Here is a 15,172-nt window from a genome sequence, read left to right as displayed (position 1 = left end):
CAGCGATGCTCTGGCCTCCCCGGCGCCAGCGCCCCTTGTTGCTGGCAGCGCTCCTGGTGCTGACTTTGGCCGCCTGCGGCGATGGCTCCGGCAGCGCCGAAACCTCCGGCCCTGCTGCCCCTGCGGGCTTCACCGTGGGCTACGGCGTCAAGGCCTATCACTTCAGCTGGAACGCCAGCGCCAACGCCACACGCTACGAACTGTTCGAGGCCCCCGATGGCGCGGCGGGGCCGATGCCCGAAATGCATATTGGCAGCGCACTCTGCGGCACCTCGTATATCCACAGCCTGGCTCCACAGATGCTGCATGAACGCGTGAACGCCAGCTACCGCCTGCGCGCGTGCGACGCGAGCGGCTGCGGCGCCTTGACGGCAGCATGGGTGCCCGACCTGTCCAAGGCCATTGGCTATTTCAAGGCCAGCAACAGCGGCGACCACGACGGATACGGCGCAAGCGTTGCGCTCTCGGCCGATGGCAGCACCCTCGCGGTGGGCGCGCCCGGCGAAGCAAGCGACGCGACCGGCATCAATGGCAACCAGGACAGCACCTCCAGAGGGGGTGCGGGCGCAGTCTATGTGTTTGCCCTCGGCACGTCATGGAGCCAGCAGGCCTACATCAAGGCCGGCACCAGCGCGGAAGGCCATTTTGGAGCCAGCGTTGCTTTGGCTGGGGGTGGACGGACGATGGCCGTGGGCGGCTGGAAGGATGTGCACGTGTTCACGGGAGACCGTGGGGGCTGGAACCAGCAAGCCCATCTCGAAGGCAGCAAGATGCCACCACCTGCCGGAACGGAGTATCGCATCGGCTTCTTCGGCACCAGCACGGCCATTGCGGCCGACGGCAACACTCTGGCCGTCAACGCTTTGTTTGAGCCATTCCGCCTCGGAGAAACGGGCGTGTACCCCACCGCTTTCGTATTCGTCCGCAGCAATGGGGCATGGTCCCAACGGGCCCAGCTGGAAGTCGCAAAACAAATGGACTTCTGGGTCAGCGCCACCCTGGCACTGTCGTTCGACGGCCAGACGCTGGCCATGGGCGCCGCCGGCGAAGACAGCCAGGCCGCCGACATTCAGGGTGACTCGTCGGACAACAGCAGCGCCGCCAGCGCGACCAGTGCGTACAAGCCCTATGCCAGCTACGGGGCTGTGTATCTGTATTGATTGACTGATTGGCCCTGTGCGCAAAACACCTGCGCCTTCCGGTGGCCCAATCGGCCACACCGCAGCCCGTAGGATCGAACACTGGAGTGACCCATGTTCGAAACCGCCCTGCTGCTCACCGCCGCCTTCGTCGCCGGCGCCCTCAACGCCGTCGCCGGAGGCGGCAGCTTCCTGACCCTTCCCGCCCTGGTCTTCACCGGCGTGCCGCCCGTGGTGGCCAATGCCACGGGCACGGTCGCGCTGCTGCCCGGCTACATGGCTGGGGCGTGGGGGTTTCGAGAGGACACGGCACCGCCGCCAGGGCTGTCGATGCGGCTGCTGGTGGTGTTGTCGCTCATCGGCGGCGCGGCGGGTGCGGCGCTGCTGCTGGTCACGCCCGACGCCACCTTCCGCCGCGTGGTGCCCTGGCTGCTGCTGGCGGCCACGGCGCTGTTTGCGTTCGGGCCTCAGCTGCGCCGGATGCTGGCGGGCGGCAAACCCTCCACCGCCAAGGCCACGGTGGGCGTGCTGGCGGTGGCCGCCTATGGCGGCTACTTCAACGGCGGGCTGGGCATCCTTCTGCTGGCGCTGTTCGGCCTGCTGGGGCAGACGAACCTGAACGCCATGAACGGCCTCAAGAACTGGGTGTCGGCCCTGCTCACAGCCATTGCCGTGCTCATCTATGCAGCGGGTGGCGTGGTGCTGTGGCCGCAGGCGCTGATGATGATGGTGGCCGCCACCGCTGGCGGGTACGGCGGTGCACGCGTAGCGCGCAAGCTGCCTGCCAACGTGCTGCGCTGGGGCATTGTGGCTACCGGGCTGGTCATGGCCGCTCTGTTCTTCTGGCGGCAGTGAGCGGCAATCCCCTGCCGTCCTCGTCGGCGCCTCCATCCTTGCCCGCGGGCAGCGGCCGGCCATCACCGCGTGCGCTGTGGGCCATGCTGCTTGCGCTGCTCAGCGGGTTTGCACTGAGCCAGGCCTTTCGCACCACCACGGCCATGGTGGCCCAGGGACTGACGGCGGACTTCGGGCTCTCGCCAGGGTCGCTGGGCGCGTTTGCGGGGCTGTTTGGCCTTTCCTTCGGCGTGGCCCAGTTGCTGATGGGCGTGGGGCTGGACCTGTACGGCCTGCGGCGCACGGTACTCACGGCGTTTCCGCTGGCGGTTGCGGGGTCGGCGCTCTCGGCCACCGCGCCGGCCTACCCCTGGCTGATGGCAGGGCAATTGCTGATCGGCGTGGGCTGCTCGCCCGCGTTTCTGGCCTGCACGCTGTTCATTGCGCGGCATTTTCCGGCAGAGCGGTTTGCCTACCTGTCGGGCGTGGCGATGGGTGTGGGTGGCCTGGGCCTGCTGTTCACCGGCACGCCGCTGGCCTGGCTGGTGCAACACGGCGGCGGCTGGCGTACGGGTTATGCCGTGTTGGCGGTGCTCAGCGCGCTGTCGTGGCTGCTGATCTGGCTGCGCGTGCACGAGCCCACCCCGCTGGTGCAGCCCCCGGCACAGCGCGAAACCTGGGGCCAGGCGCTGCTGGGCTTTGGCCAGTTGCTCACGGTGCCGCACACCTGGGGCATCCTGCTGCTGGGCATGTCGGGCTACGCCGCGTTTCTGTCATTGCGCGGCCTGTGGCTGGCACCGCTGCTGATGGACCGCTACCACCTCTCGCTGGTAGACAGTGGCAACGTTGCGCTGGGGCTCTCGCTGATTGCCCTCTTCGCACCGGGTCTGGGCGGCCGGCTGGACCCGGGCATCGCCCGCCGCAGGCGCTGGATCGGCAATGCCTCGCTGCTCATGGCGAGCCTGTTCATCGTGCTGGCGTTCCTGCACGGGAACGCTTGGGCCAGCGTGGTGCTGATTTTGCTGATGGGCCTGCTGTCGGGCTACGGCGTGCTGCAGTACGCCGATGTGCGGGCCTCCTATCCGCCCACGCTCACAGGCCGGGCACTGTCGGCCTACACCATGGCGATGTTCCTGGGGGTGGCGCTGATGCAGTGGTTCACAGGCATCGTCGCCACCTGGGCGCAGCGCCAGGGGTGGGATGCCTACACGGCCGTCATGCTGGCCATTGCCACCTGGCTGGCGCTGGCGTCGGCAGGGTTCCGGGTGCTGCCGGTGTCGCCCTTGGTCTCCCTCGAAAACAAGAAGAAAACAGGGTCATAGCGCTTATCCATCAAGCGCTGAATGCTATCTTTTTTGACTATCAAGCCGCTCTAGGAGGTATCCGCAGCGGGATGGTCACCGGGCCGTCATTGATGAGATGCACCTGCATATCGGCGGCAAACTGGCCCGTGGCCACCTCGGGGTGCACCTTGCGCGCCTGGGCAACCACATAGTCGTACAGCCGCCGCCCCTCATCGGGTGCAGCCGCCTGGGTGAAGCTGGGGCGGTTGCCGCCGGTGGTGTCTGCCGCCAGGGTGAACTGGCTGACCAGGAGCAGGCCGCCACCGGTGTCCTGCACGCTCTGGTTCATCTTGCCTGCGGCGTCCGAAAAAATGCGCAGCTTGAGGATCTTGGCCAGCAGCTTGTCGGCCTCCACCTCCGTGTCACCGCGTTCGGCACACACCAGCACCAGCAGGCCTGCGCCGATGGCGCCCACGGTCTGCCCGTCCACATCTACGCGCGCTTCGCGCACACGTTGCAATACGCTGATCACTTCACGGCATCCTTCAAATCGTCACGGGGGTCGTCGAAATGCGCCTCCACATCGGTGGGCAGCAGCTCGATGGTGGCGCGCAGGCCGGGTACGGCGGCCATCAGCGCGCGCTCGACCTGGCCGCGCAGCTCGGCGGCGTGGCGCAGGGTCCAGTCGGCGGGCATGTGCAGGTGCATGTCCACAAACCGGCGCTGGCCCGCGCGGCGGGTGGATACATGGTCGAACCGCACGGCGCCGGGCGCCTGCGATTGCACAAACTGCTGCAAGGTGGCGTCGATGGTGGCTTGCACCTCGGGTTCCACCGCCGAATCCATGAGGCCCTGGGACGAGCGCCAGACCAGCTCCAGCCCCTCTTTCAGGATGTTCAGCGCCACCACGATCGCCGCCAGCGCATCCAGCCACAGCCAGCCGGTCAGGGCCGCGCCGGCGATGCCCACCAGCACGCCGGCGGAGGTCCACACATCGGTGACAAGGTGGCGGGCATCGGCCTCCAGCGCGATGGAGCGGTGCTCGCGCGCCGAACGGAACATGAGCCAGGCCAGCAGGCCATTGAGCGCCGAGCTGAGCACCGAAAGGCCCAGGCCCCAGCCGACCTGCTCCAGGGGCTGGGGCGCCACCAGGCGGTGGCCTGCCGCCCACAGGATGCCCACGGACACGCCCACGATCAGGATGCCCTCGAAACCCGACGAGAAGTATTCGGCCTTGTGGTGGCCATAGGGATGGTCGTCGTCGGCCGGGCGCTGCGCCACGGTCACCATCGCCAGCGCGAACATCGCGCTGGCCAGGTTGACGAACGACTCCATCGCATCCGACAGCAGCCCGACCGACCCCGTCACCAGCCAGGCCAGGGTCTTGAGCAGGATGGTGACCACGGCCACCGCCACGGAAGCCCACAGCAGGTTGCGGGGCGAGAACCAGCGATGGACCACGGGGGCAGTTGCAGGCATGAGAGAGGCATCCAGACGCGACAGGGGAAACGGAAACCGGCGAGCGCAGCCGATTACACCAGAGCCAGAGAGGCTGCGCCGGGCAGCCACCGCCAGGGCCCCATGCCAGAATCGGCGCATGACCAGGGCATGGCGCCGCCGTTTCGCGCGGGTTCATTTCACCGGCCTGCTGCTGTGGGCCGTGGTGGCCTGCGCGGGCGCGGGCTGGCTGGTTCACGCGCGCCTGCAGCAGCTGCGGGAGGCCTTCGAGACCGATGCCCGTATCGTGCACCGGCTCCTGAGCCAGCGCGTGGTGCAGCACGACGCGGTGATGGCCACCCTGGCCCTGCTGCAGCCTCCGGAGCCAGGCGCCACCCCGGATGCCGCGCGCGCCACCGAAGAGGCCACGGCAGCCTCCCCGCTGCCGCGCCTGCCTTCGGTCTACCCGCAGATCCTTTCCGTGCTGCAGCGGCCTGCGGGGGGCGCATGGCCCACCGCGCTGCAGCCGCCCCTGGCGGCCGCCGAGGCCGCATCGCGCCAGTCAGGCCATGCCGAAATGGCACTGCCCGACCTGCCTGCGGGCCGCTACCACTTGGTGCTGGCCAGCACCCCCGCAAGCTATGCGCTGCAGATCGACCTGCGCATGACCATCCCCCGGGACGAATGGCCGATGGCCATGGACAGCAGCCCGGTGCGCGTCACGCTCGCCCAGGGCGGCACGGCCTTCGTCGTGCAGCCGGGCCGCACGGAACCGGGCCGCTGGGGCCTGGGCTGGTCGTATGGTTTTCACAAGCTGCTCGCGGCGCCGAGCCAGCCCCTGGATGTGGTGGCGCAGCGCCATGTGGGCCTGCGCGAGCTTCCCTGGCTGGGCATGCTGGGCTGGTGCGTGCTGACCGCCGCGCTGTGGGCGGCGGGCCGGGCGCTGTGGCGCCAGCGCATTGCGCGCCAGCGGGCGGAAGAGCTGCTGCGGCTCGGCCAGGTCGCCCGCCTGAACACCCTGGGCGAGCTGGCCGCGGGCATGGCCCACGAGCTGAACCAGCCGCTCACGGCGCTGCTGTCCAGCACCCAGGCCGCACAGCGGCTGCTGGCGGACGACCCGCCGGATCTGGAGACGGCCCAGACAGCCATGGCGCGCGCGGTGGAGCAGGCCCGGCGTGCCTCCACGGTGGTGGGCCGCCTGCGCCGCCTGGTGGAGCGACCCGACCTGTCGGCGCAGGCCCAGCCGCTGCACCTGGCCACGGCGCTGCAGGATGTGCTGCACCTGCTGGAGCCCGAGCTGGCGCAGCGCGCCATCGCGGCCGAGGTGACGGTGGCGCCCGACCTGGCGCCCGTGCTGGCCGAGCCCGTGGCCTTGCAGCAGATCATCCACAACCTGCTGATGAACGCCATGCAGGCCATGGAGCAGGTTCCCCCCGCCGAACGCCGGCTCACGCTGCGGCTGTCGGCGCGGGATGGCACGCGGATCGCCCTGTCGGTTCGCGACCACGGCCCCGGCGTGCCGCCCGAAGCCCGCGAGCATCTGTTCGAGCCCTTCTACACCACGCGCTCGGGCGGCCTGGGGCTGGGCCTGACACTGTGCGAAAGCCTTGCCCAGGCCATGGGCGCCAGCCTGGAACTGGCCCCTGCGGCGCCAGGCAACGCCGCCGCCCAACGCGGCGCCGAGTTCGTGCTGGTGCTGCCCGCGGCGCCTGGCACCCCTGCCGCCGCGCCACCCTCTCCGCAGCCATGAGCGACAGCGCCACGTCCCTTTCCCCCCTCATTCACCTGGTGGACGACGACGCCGCCGTGCGCGACAGCCTGGGCCTGCTCATCAGCACCGTCGGGCTGCGCGTGCAGACCTGGGCCGACCCGCATGCCTTCATGGCCGGGTTTGACCGGGCCAGCATCGGCGCCATCGTGCTGGATGTGCGCATGCCCGGCATCAGCGGCCTCGCGGTGCTGGAGCAGCTGCTGGCGCAGGGCGTGGACCAGCCGGTGGTCCTGCTCACCGGCCACGGCACGGTGGAGATGTGCCGCCGCGCCTTCAAGACAGGCGCGGCGGAGTTCCTGGAAAAACCGGTGGATGACGAGGTGCTGATCGAAGCCCTGCAGAACGCCGTGCGCCAGCATGTGCGTTCGCGCGAACGCCACCAGGCCGACCAGCAAGCCCGCGAGCGCTACGCCCAGCTCTCGGGCCGCGAGCGCGAGGTGCTGGGCCTCATCGTCGAGGGCCTGACCAACAAGGAAATCGGCCGGGTGCTGGCACTCTCGCCCCGCACGGTGGAAACCCACCGCGCCAACCTGTTCGCAAAGCTCGGGGCCGAGTCGCTGGCGCAACTGATCCGGCGCTACGCAGCCCTGGTGCAATAGCCAGCCCGCGGGCTGCGGATGCGGCCTTCATCCCGCCCACCGCCTGGCGGGCACTGCGTAGTTCTACGGAGGCTCTGGCGTAGGCGTACGAATGGCCGGAATCCACGCCGTTTCCTACAGTTCTCCCACGGCGCCACAACGGGTGGCACCGGACCCGAAACCACCGAACGCCCACGGAGAACACCATGCAGAACCCCCTTGCCAAAGCCGCCGCCCTCACCCTGTCCCTGGCCGCCTGCGCCGCTGCCAGCGCCGAAGGCGTGCGCACCGAAAAGAACATCTCGCTGGACCTGGCCAACCAGATCGCCGCCCACACCGTGGCCGCGTGCACGGCCTCCGGCTACAACGTGACCGCCACCGTGGTGGACCGCGCCGGCACCGTGCGCGCCGTGCAGCGTGCCGACAACGCCGGCCCCCACACCCTGGAAGCCAGCCGCCTGAAGGCCTACACCTCGGCATCGGCCAAGAACACCACGCTGGCCATCATGGAAGGCTCGCAGAAGAACCCCGCCGCCGCCAACCTGGGCCAGATCCCCGGCTACCTGCTGCTGGGCGGCGGCGTGCCCCTGAAGGTGGGCAATGAAGTCATCGGCGCCGTGGGCGTGGGCGGCGCGCCCGGCGGCCACCTGGACGAGCAATGCGCCATGGCCGCCATCGCCAAGGTGGCGGACCAGCTGAAGTAAGCCCACAGCGCAGCGCCCCGTCCTGGGGCGCTCGCCCGCTGCGCAGACACCCGCCAAAGCACCACGAACCGCTGAAGGGACACGCCATGAACCGACACACCGCAATGCCCCTGGCCCTGGCCGCGGCCCTGCTGCTGGCGCAGCCCACCCAGGCGCAGATGGCGCCCACCGCGGCGCAAACGGCGGCCTACCAGGGCCTGCACGCCGCCGCCGCGCGCGGCGATGTGGGCATGCTGCAAAAGCTCGTGGCGGCACGCGCCGATGTGAATGCCCGCGATGCCCACGGCCGCACGCCGCTGCACGTGGCCACGTTCGCCCGCCAGCGCGATGTGATCCGGCAGCTGGTGCAGGCCCGGGCCGATGTGAATGCGCTGGAGAACGACCGCTACGACGCCGTGACCATCGCGGCGGTGGCGGACGACGAAGACACCCTGCGCCTGCTGCTGGCCCTGGGCGCCCGCGCCGGGCAGGTGACGAGCCGGTACGACGGCACGGCACTGATCGCCGCGGCCCACCTGGGGCACGACGGCGTGGTGCGCCAGCTGATCGCCGCCGGCGCTCCGCTGGACCATGTGAACAACCTGCACTGGACGGCGCTGATCGAGTCCATCGTGCTGGGCGACGGAGGCCCGCGCCACCAGGCCACGCTGCAGGCGCTGCTGCAGGCCGGCGCCAGCCATGCGCTGACCGACCGGCAGGGCAACACGCCGCTGCAGCTGGCCCGCCAGCGGGGCTTCAGCGAGATGGTGCGGATGCTGGAGGCCGCGGGCGCCAGGTAGGTAGCCCGCGGATGCGGGATGCACCCGTGCGGGCGCACTGCCCCCACCCACTTCAGCGGTACAGCGCTGCGCCCGCCATGCGCACCCTGTCGGCGCGTACCGCGCCCAGGGCATTCACCACCGGCTCCCACACACTCGCGTAGGCGGGCATGGAGTCCGGTGCAAATGCGGTATGCGGCCAGTCCGAACCCCACACCAGCCGCTCCCCCGCCAGCCCGGCCACGCGGCGGATCGCATCGTGCAGTTCGGCGTAGGGCGCCGCGGCCTGCAGGCGGTACCAGCCTGACAGCTTGATCCACGCCCCCAGGCCGGCCAGCCTTGCCAGCGCCTGCCAGGCCGCATCGTCCCGCGCCAGGGCGGCATGCATGCCCGCCAGGTGGTCCAGCACGCAGGGCAGGCCCGTTTGCGCATGCAGCTGGGCGATCTGCGCCAGCTGGGCAGGCGCCGCATACCACTGCACATGCCAGCCCAGCGCCTTCAGGCGGGGCGCCAGCGACTGCATGGCCTGCGCCCCGTTGCCCACCGGGGACACCAGATTGAAACGCACGCCGCGCACGCCCAGCATGTGCATCGTCTGCAGCGCGTCATCGGCAATGTCGGTATCCACCACGACCACCGCGCGGTGCCGACCCGGCTCGCGCGCCAGGGCCTCGAGCACAAGCCGGTTGTCGGTGCCGTACACGCTGGGCTGCACCAGCACGAGGTGCCCCACGCCCAGCCTCGCGGCTTCGGCCTCAATGCGTTCGAGGGGCTGGTGCGCGGGCTGGTAGTGCCCGGCCTGGACCGGGGCGGCGGCATCAAAGACATGGACATGCGTGTCCCATCCCTCCGGGACATCCCGCAACGGCGCGGAGGGGGCCAGCGCACCCATGGGTCAGCCCACCACGATCTTGCGCTCGCGGATGACCTTGCCCCATTGCGCTTGCTGGGCCTGGATGAACCTGCCCGCGCTGGCCTGGGTCGCGTCGGGAAAGGCATCGCCGCCCAGCGCGCGGATGCGGCCCAGCACCTCGGGGTCGGCCAGCGCCTTGCGGATGGCGTTGACCAGCTGCGTGCGCACCTCGGGCGCAATGCCCGCCGGGGCCAGCACCGGATTCCATTCCAGCACTTCGTAGTCGGCCACGCCGGCCTGCGCCATGGTGGGCACATCCGGCAGCGATCGGGCGCGCAGCGCACTGGTTACCGCCAGCGGCCGCAGCTTGCCCGCCTGGATGTGGCCCAGGGACGAGGCCACATTGGCAAAGAACAGCGGCACTTGGCCGCCCATCACGTCGTTCATGGCAGGGCCGCCCCCACGGTAGGGAATGTGGGACAGCCTCACGCCCGTGCGCTCTTCAAACAACGCCCCGGCCAGATGCTGGGCCGAGCCATTGCCGGACGACGCATAGGCCACGTCCTCGGGCTTGGCCTTGGCGCGTGCGATGACCTCCCTGACGGAGTTGACACCGAAGCCCGGGTGGCACACCAGCACGTTCGGAAAGGTCGCCAGCACGGCCAGCGGCACAAAGGCGGTGTTGCTGTCGTAGGGCAGCTTGGGATACAGCGATGGATTGACGGCGAACGACGACGCATCGAGCAGCAGGGTCGTGCCATCCGGCGTGGCGCGGGCCACGGCCGATGCGGCCAGCTGACCGCTGGCGCCGGGCTTGTTGTCCACCACCACGCCTTGCCCCAGCGCTTCGGCCATGCGGGGCGCGATGATGCGCGCCATCAGGTCGGCGCCGCCGCCTGCGGGGTAGGAGACGACCAGGGTCACGGTGCGCCCGCCCCCCACGCCCGCAGCGTGGGTGCGCACCCAGGGCGCTGCCAGCGTGACACCCACGGCAGCCAGCGCCGCACGACGCGACAGATCTGGTGAATTCAGAGGATCGGATAGATGGTGCATACGGGTCTCCTTGGTTTCGTCTTCAGTCGTTCATGGGAGTGCGCCGGGAGCGGCGCGCCCCAGGCCGGCAGGCGCAGCGGCACGGGCCTTGCCAGGCCCGTGGCACCGCACAGGGGTGCCGTTCATGTAATGGTCACGGTGTAGTGAAAGGCGTGGGCATCGCCGCGCGTGGTGCGCCATTCGATGCAGCGCCCGCCCAGGTCGTAGGCGGCCCGTTGCACCACCACGCCCGGATGGCCTGCGGCCAGCCCCAGGTGGACGGCCTGCGGGGCTGTCAGCATGGCAAAGCCAATGTCGTCCACGGCCCGGTGCACATGCACACCGCAGCGGCGCGCGAACATGGGGTACAGCAGGTCGTCCCACTCGGCGGTGTTTCCTTCTGCCAGGGGCGCAAACACATCCAGCGGCAGCCACAGGTCTTCCAGCAGGCAGGGCTGGTCGGCCAGCAGGCGCAGGCGCTGCAGCCGCAGCACCATCTCGCCCGTCGCCAGGCCCAGCCTGCGGGCCACGGCGGCCGGGGCCGCCATGCGCTGGCGCGACAGGATGCGCGAGCGCGGCATTTCGCCGCCGCCGCTGTCAAACCGGAAAAACCGCAGCATCGAGGCGCCGGCAATGCCCTGGCGCACAAAGGTGCCCCGGCCGTGGATGCGCTCCACCAGCCCTTGCGCCACCAGGAGTTCCAGCGCACGGCGCATGGTGCCCAGCGCCACCTGGTGCTCCGTGGCCAGCAGGCTTTCTGCCGGCAGGGCCGAGCCGGGCGGCCATTCGCCGGCCACCACGCGGGCACGCAGTGCAGCCGCCAGGGCGGCGTACCGGCTCAGGCCCGGGGAGGAATCCAGCGCCACGACTTTTGAATGGGAGATCATGGCAAAGAACTATAGTCCTCTATAGGTCTTTGCACAATAAGTGAATACCACAGGCACGGCGGCGGATGCCCAGGCTTCGGGATGGGGGTCCCGTTGCGGACGATCAGCTACCCACAAAAAGGAGCAAAAAAAACCGCCGGACAAGGTCCAGCGGCATTTGCCATCCTGAGGGGGGGGTGCCCGCTCGGCAAGCCGCCATCAATCCATCACCAGGCGGGCTTTCACGGCCTTGCCCTTCACCCGGCCCTGGTTCAGGCGCTGCGCGGCCTGGGCGCCGATGGCGCGGTCCACCGCCACGTAGGTGGAGAAGTCGTTCACGTTGATCTTGCCGATCTGCTCGCGGGTGTAGCCCATCTCGCCGGTCAGCGCGCCCAGCACGTCGCCCGCGCGGATCTTCTCCTTGCGGCCGCCGATGATCTGGATGGTGACCATGGGCGGCACCAGCGGGCCGCTGCCCGCGGGCGTGAGCTCCGCCACCGGGAACCAGCGCGACTCCCGGCCCTGCAGCACCTCGATCTTGCCCACGCTGCCCATCTCGTCCAGGCTGGCCAGGTTGAGCGCCAGGCCCTCGGCGTCGCCCCGGCCCGTGCGGCCGATGCGGTGGATGTGCACCTCGGGGTCGGGCGTCACGTCCACATTGATGACGGCCGCCAGGTTGGCGATATCGAGCCCGCGCGCCGCCACGTCGGTGGCCACCAGCACCGAGCAACTCCTGTTGGCGAACTGCACCAGCACCTGGTCGCGCTCGCGCTGCTCCAGCTCGCCGTACAGCGCCAGCGCGCTGAAGCCCTGCGCCTGCAGCACGCCCACCAGGTCGCGGCACTGCTGCTTGGTGTTGCAAAAGGCGATCGACGATTCGGGCCGGAAGTGGTTGAGCAGCTGGGACACCGCGTGCAGGCGCTCGCTGTGCTTCACCTCGTACCAGCGCTGCTCGATCTTGCCCTCGGCATGCTGGGCCTGCACCGTGATCTGCACCGGCGCCTTCATGAACTGGGCGCTGAGCTTGGCGATGCCCTCGGGGTAGGTGGCCGAGAACAGCAGGGTCTGGCGGGCCGAAGGGCACTGGCGCGCCACGATGGCGATGTCGTCGAAGAAGCCCATGTCGAGCATGCGGTCGGCCTCGTCGAGCACCAGGGTGTTGAGCGCTTCCAGCGAGAGGTGCTGGCGCTCCAGGTGGTCCATCACGCGGCCGGGCGTGCCCACGATGATGTGGGCGCCGTGCTCCAGGCTCAGCGTCTGGGCGCGCAGCGGCACGCCGCCGCACAGGGTCACGACTTTGATGTTCTCTTCCGCGCGCGCCAGGCGCCGGATCTCGGTGGTCACCTGGTCGGCCAGCTCGCGCGTGGGGCACAGCACCAGCGCCTGCACGGCGAAGCGGCGCGGGTTGAGGTTGGCCAGCAGGGCCAGGGCGAAGGCGGCGGTCTTGCCGCTGCCGGTGCTGGCCTGGGCGATCAGATCCTTGCCCAGCAGCGCGGGCGGCAGGCTGGCCGCCTGAATCGGAGTCATTTGCATGTAGCCCAGCTGCTGCAGGTTGGACAGCATGGCAGGGCTCAGGGCCAGCGTGCTGAAGTCAGTGCCGGCTTGGTTTTCTTTGGAGGTCATGGCCCGATTATCCCGCCCGGGGTATCCGGGCAACTACCTTGCACGCGCGCAAGGTCTATCGGCTATAACGGAAGAACGTGCTGGCGATCTCCACGGGGCCGCGTGCAGACCGCCACACCTTCTCAGCACCGGGTGGGACATGCCAGATTCAATCAACGCAGCCAACGCCCCTGGCCAGGGGGGCTCCAGCGACTCGCTGCTGCGCCTGATCGCCGATTCCGTGCCCGCATTGATGGCGTACTTCGACCTGCCCGGCCTGCGCTGCCAGTTCGCCAACCAGGGCTACGCCGCCTACAACGGCCACACGACCGAATCGATCCTGGGGCTCACGGTGCAGGAAGCCATTGGCGACAAGGCCTGGCAGGTGATCCAGCCGCATGTGGAGCGCTCCACGCGCCGCGAGCACGTGAAGTACACGCGCGAGCAGATCCTGCCCAATGGCGAGACGCGCATGATCGAGGTCAACCTGATCCCGCACTTCGGCGCCGGCTCGCAGCAGCTGGGCTCGTTCGTGCTGATCACCGACATCACCGAGCGCTGGCGCGCGGAACGCCAGGTGCGCCAGAGCGAAGAGCGCATGCGCAAGTTCACCGAGGCCACGGACGAGGCCATCGTGTTCCACCGCGACGGCATCATCACGGACGGCAACGAGGCGCTCACCCGCCTGGTGGGCTACGGGCTGCAGGAGGTGCTGGGGGTCTCGATCTTCCACTTCATCAGTCCCGAATGGCGGGCCGTGGCGCTGGACTACACCCGCAGCGGGCGCGAAGACCCCTACGAAGTGACCATCCGCCACAAGGACGGGCATGCCATCCCCGTCGAGGTGGTGGGCAAGACCATGCCGCTGCACCATGCGGACTACCGCATCGTGGTGGTGCGCGACATCACCGCGCGCAAGCAGGCGCAGGAGCGCGAGGCCTTCATCGCGCTGCACGACACCCTCACGCAGTTGCCCAACCGGCATTTCCTGATGGAGCAGCTGTCGCGGGTGCTGTCGCTGGCGCGCAGGCGCCACGGCCGCGCGGCCGTGCTGTTCGTGAACCTGGACCATTTCAAGACGGTGAACGACTCGCTCGGCCACCACGCGGGCGACCAGTTGCTGTGCAACGTGGCCGAGCGGCTGCGCCAGGGCGTGCGCGATGCCGACGTGGTGGCGCGGCTGGGCGGCGATGAGTTCGTGGTGGTCCTGACCGACGTGCAAAGCCCCGATGACGCCGCCAGGGTGGCCGACAAGCTGCTCGACTCCATGCACGGCGTGTTCACGCTCGACCAGGTGCCGCTGACCGTCTCGCCGTCCATCGGCATCAGCCTCTTTCCGGAGCATGCCGCCACCGGCGACGCGCTGCTGCGCTGCGCCGACGCGGCCATGCACCACGCCAAGGAAAGCGGCCGGGGCAACCGCCAGTTCTACGAACCCAGCATGGAGGCCAGCGCCATCGATGTGCTGCAGCACGAGCGGCTGCTGCGCGAGGCCATCGTCCACAACGCCTTCGTGCTGCACTACCAGCCCCAGATCTGCCTGGAAGACGGCTCGCTGCGCGGCTTCGAGGCCCTGGTGCGCTGGCGCCATCCCCAGCGCGGCCTGGTCGGGCCGGATGAGTTCATCACCTTCTCGGAATCCCGCGGCCTCATCACCCCCATTGGCCGCTGGGTGATGCGCGAGGCCTGCCGCCAGCTCCGGGAGTGGCAGGACCAGGGCTTGGCCATGGTGCCGGTGGCGGTGAACCTGTCGGCCCTCGAATTCCGCCAGCGCGACGTGGCGGGCGAGATCGCGGCCATGCTGCACGAGACCGGGCTGGCACCGCAGTACCTGGAGATCGAACTCACCGAATCCGTGCTGATGCACCAGACGGGCCAGGTGCTGGACACCCTCAATGCCCTCAAGGCACTCGGCGTCGGAATCTCCATCGATGATTTCGGCACCGGGTACTCATCGCTGGCCTACCTCAAGCGCTACCCGATCGACAAGCTCAAGATCGACCGCTCCTTCGTGGTCGACACCCCGGACAACGCCGACGACGTGGCCATCGTCACCGCCATCATCCAGATGGGCCGCAGCCTGCAGATCAGGACCGTGGCCGAGGGGGTGGAGACACAGGCGCAGGTGGATCTGCTGGCGGGCCTGGGGTGCGACCTGATCCAGGGCCATGTGGTGTCGGTGCCCCGGGACGCCGCGTCCATCCTGCGCTGGATGCGCGACTTCCACGGCCTGGAGCCCCTGCTGGCGGTCAATTCCTGAGGCCCTCCGCGGCCCCAGCGCCAGCCCGTCACACAAACACGTTCCCGGCTTGTGG

General features: G+C 69.5%; 14 protein-coding genes. 8 read left to right on the top strand and 6 right to left on the bottom strand.

Features of this window, described 5'->3' with window-relative positions; translation table 11 throughout:
* The first annotated feature begins 5 nt into the window (after positions 1-5).
* The 3 genes from ACAM51_RS17255 to ACAM51_RS17245 all read left to right on the top strand — a co-directional run bounded on the left by ACAM51_RS17255 (position 6) and on the right by ACAM51_RS17245 (position 3,295).
* Positions 6-1,160: a hypothetical protein gene (locus ACAM51_RS17255; RefSeq protein WP_369641313.1), complete on the top strand. Its 1,155-nt coding sequence runs from the start codon at positions 6-8 to the stop codon at positions 1,158-1,160.
* A gap of 93 nt (positions 1,161-1,253) precedes the next feature.
* Positions 1,254-1,994, top strand: coding sequence for a sulfite exporter TauE/SafE family protein (locus tag ACAM51_RS17250; protein ID WP_369641312.1), 741 nt, complete (start codon positions 1,254-1,256; stop codon positions 1,992-1,994).
* Between the two features lie 38 nt (positions 1,995-2,032).
* Positions 2,033-3,295, top strand: a complete 1,263-nt coding sequence (locus ACAM51_RS17245; RefSeq protein ID WP_369643840.1) for a nitrate/nitrite transporter — start codon at positions 2,033-2,035, stop codon at positions 3,293-3,295.
* A 40-nt stretch (positions 3,296-3,335) separates the two neighbouring features.
* Here the strand turns inward: ACAM51_RS17245 and dtd are convergent, their stop codons facing one another.
* Positions 3,336-3,788 (bottom strand): D-aminoacyl-tRNA deacylase, encoded by a 453-nt coding sequence (gene dtd / locus ACAM51_RS17240; RefSeq protein ID WP_369641311.1) that lies wholly within the window; start codon positions 3,786-3,788, stop codon positions 3,336-3,338.
* Entirely contained in the window at positions 3,785-4,735 is a 951-nt protein-coding gene (locus ACAM51_RS17235) for a cation diffusion facilitator family transporter (protein ID WP_369641310.1), read from the bottom strand. The genes dtd and ACAM51_RS17235 overlap by 4 nt, the downstream gene beginning before the upstream one ends.
* Positions 4,736-4,853: 118 nt before the next feature.
* Here ACAM51_RS17235 and ACAM51_RS17230 point away from each other — a divergent pair, with 118 nt between their 5' ends.
* The 4 genes from ACAM51_RS17230 to ACAM51_RS17215 all read left to right on the top strand — a co-directional run bounded on the left by ACAM51_RS17230 (position 4,854) and on the right by ACAM51_RS17215 (position 8,525).
* Positions 4,854-6,443, top strand: a complete 1,590-nt coding sequence (locus tag ACAM51_RS17230; RefSeq protein WP_369641309.1) for a sensor histidine kinase — start codon at positions 4,854-4,856, stop codon at positions 6,441-6,443.
* Positions 6,440-7,063, top strand: coding sequence for a response regulator transcription factor (locus tag ACAM51_RS17225; protein ID WP_218340564.1), 624 nt, complete (start codon positions 6,440-6,442; stop codon positions 7,061-7,063). The genes ACAM51_RS17230 and ACAM51_RS17225 overlap by 4 nt, the downstream gene beginning before the upstream one ends.
* Before the next feature lie 185 nt (positions 7,064-7,248).
* Positions 7,249-7,746, top strand: coding sequence for a heme-binding protein (locus ACAM51_RS17220; RefSeq protein WP_369641308.1), 498 nt, complete (start codon positions 7,249-7,251; stop codon positions 7,744-7,746).
* Positions 7,747-7,832: 86 nt separating this feature from the next.
* Positions 7,833-8,525: an ankyrin repeat domain-containing protein gene (locus ACAM51_RS17215; protein WP_369641307.1), complete on the top strand. Its 693-nt coding sequence runs from the start codon at positions 7,833-7,835 to the stop codon at positions 8,523-8,525.
* A 52-nt stretch (positions 8,526-8,577) separates the two neighbouring features.
* On the opposite strand, the gene ACAM51_RS17210 is transcribed toward ACAM51_RS17215, so the two are convergent.
* The 4 genes from ACAM51_RS17210 to dbpA form a co-directional block, all read right to left on the bottom strand.
* Positions 8,578-9,396: an amidohydrolase gene (locus tag ACAM51_RS17210; RefSeq protein WP_369641306.1), complete on the bottom strand. Its 819-nt coding sequence runs from the start codon at positions 9,394-9,396 to the stop codon at positions 8,578-8,580.
* Between the two features lie 3 nt (positions 9,397-9,399).
* The gene (locus ACAM51_RS17205) at positions 9,400-10,410 is read right to left on the bottom strand and encodes a tripartite tricarboxylate transporter substrate binding protein (RefSeq protein WP_369641305.1); all 1,011 of its coding nucleotides are present in this window, start codon (positions 10,408-10,410) and stop codon (positions 9,400-9,402) included.
* A gap of 122 nt (positions 10,411-10,532) precedes the next feature.
* A complete protein-coding gene (locus tag ACAM51_RS17200) occupies positions 10,533-11,276 on the bottom strand; it encodes a GntR family transcriptional regulator (RefSeq protein ID WP_369641304.1) in 744 nt (247 codons plus the stop codon).
* 198 nt (positions 11,277-11,474) lie between these two features.
* Positions 11,475-12,878 (bottom strand): ATP-dependent RNA helicase DbpA, encoded by a 1,404-nt coding sequence (gene dbpA / locus ACAM51_RS17195; protein WP_369641303.1) that lies wholly within the window; start codon positions 12,876-12,878, stop codon positions 11,475-11,477.
* Between the two features lie 139 nt (positions 12,879-13,017).
* Between dbpA and ACAM51_RS17190 the strand changes: the two genes are divergently transcribed.
* The gene (locus tag ACAM51_RS17190) at positions 13,018-15,117 is read left to right on the top strand and encodes a putative bifunctional diguanylate cyclase/phosphodiesterase (RefSeq protein ID WP_369641302.1); all 2,100 of its coding nucleotides are present in this window, start codon (positions 13,018-13,020) and stop codon (positions 15,115-15,117) included.
* Positions 15,118-15,172: the final 55 nt, after the last annotated feature.

The organism is Acidovorax sp. A79 (assembly GCF_041154505.1).
GTDB lineage: Bacteria > Pseudomonadota > Gammaproteobacteria > Burkholderiales > Burkholderiaceae_C > Acidovorax.
The sequence above is the reverse complement of the archived record's forward strand: the minus strand, read 5'-3'. Positions and strand labels throughout refer to the sequence as shown.

Bases quoted from the DNA above. Each gene is read 5' to 3' on its own strand.
- dbpA (WP_369641303.1), bottom strand. From the start codon at position 12,878: ATGACCTCCAAAGAAAACCAAGCCGGCACTGACTTCAGCACGCTGGCC.
- ACAM51_RS17225 (WP_218340564.1), top strand. From the start codon at position 6,440: ATGAGCGACAGCGCCACGTCCCTTTCCCCCCTCATTCACCTGGTGGAC.
- ACAM51_RS17200 (WP_369641304.1), bottom strand. From the start codon at position 11,276: ATGATCTCCCATTCAAAAGTCGTGGCGCTGGATTCCTCCCCGGGCCTG.
- ACAM51_RS17215 (WP_369641307.1), top strand. From the start codon at position 7,833: ATGAACCGACACACCGCAATGCCCCTGGCCCTGGCCGCGGCCCTGCTG.
- ACAM51_RS17205 (WP_369641305.1), bottom strand. From the start codon at position 10,410: ATGCACCATCTATCCGATCCTCTGAATTCACCAGATCTGTCGCGTCGT.
- ACAM51_RS17220 (WP_369641308.1), top strand. From the start codon at position 7,249: ATGCAGAACCCCCTTGCCAAAGCCGCCGCCCTCACCCTGTCCCTGGCC.
- ACAM51_RS17250 (WP_369641312.1), top strand. From the start codon at position 1,254: ATGTTCGAAACCGCCCTGCTGCTCACCGCCGCCTTCGTCGCCGGCGCC.
- ACAM51_RS17190 (WP_369641302.1), top strand. From the start codon at position 13,018: ATGCCAGATTCAATCAACGCAGCCAACGCCCCTGGCCAGGGGGGCTCC.
- ACAM51_RS17235 (WP_369641310.1), bottom strand. From the start codon at position 4,735: ATGCCTGCAACTGCCCCCGTGGTCCATCGCTGGTTCTCGCCCCGCAAC.
- ACAM51_RS17255 (WP_369641313.1), top strand. From the start codon at position 6: ATGCTCTGGCCTCCCCGGCGCCAGCGCCCCTTGTTGCTGGCAGCGCTC.
- ACAM51_RS17210 (WP_369641306.1), bottom strand. From the start codon at position 9,396: ATGGGTGCGCTGGCCCCCTCCGCGCCGTTGCGGGATGTCCCGGAGGGA.
- ACAM51_RS17230 (WP_369641309.1), top strand. From the start codon at position 4,854: ATGACCAGGGCATGGCGCCGCCGTTTCGCGCGGGTTCATTTCACCGGC.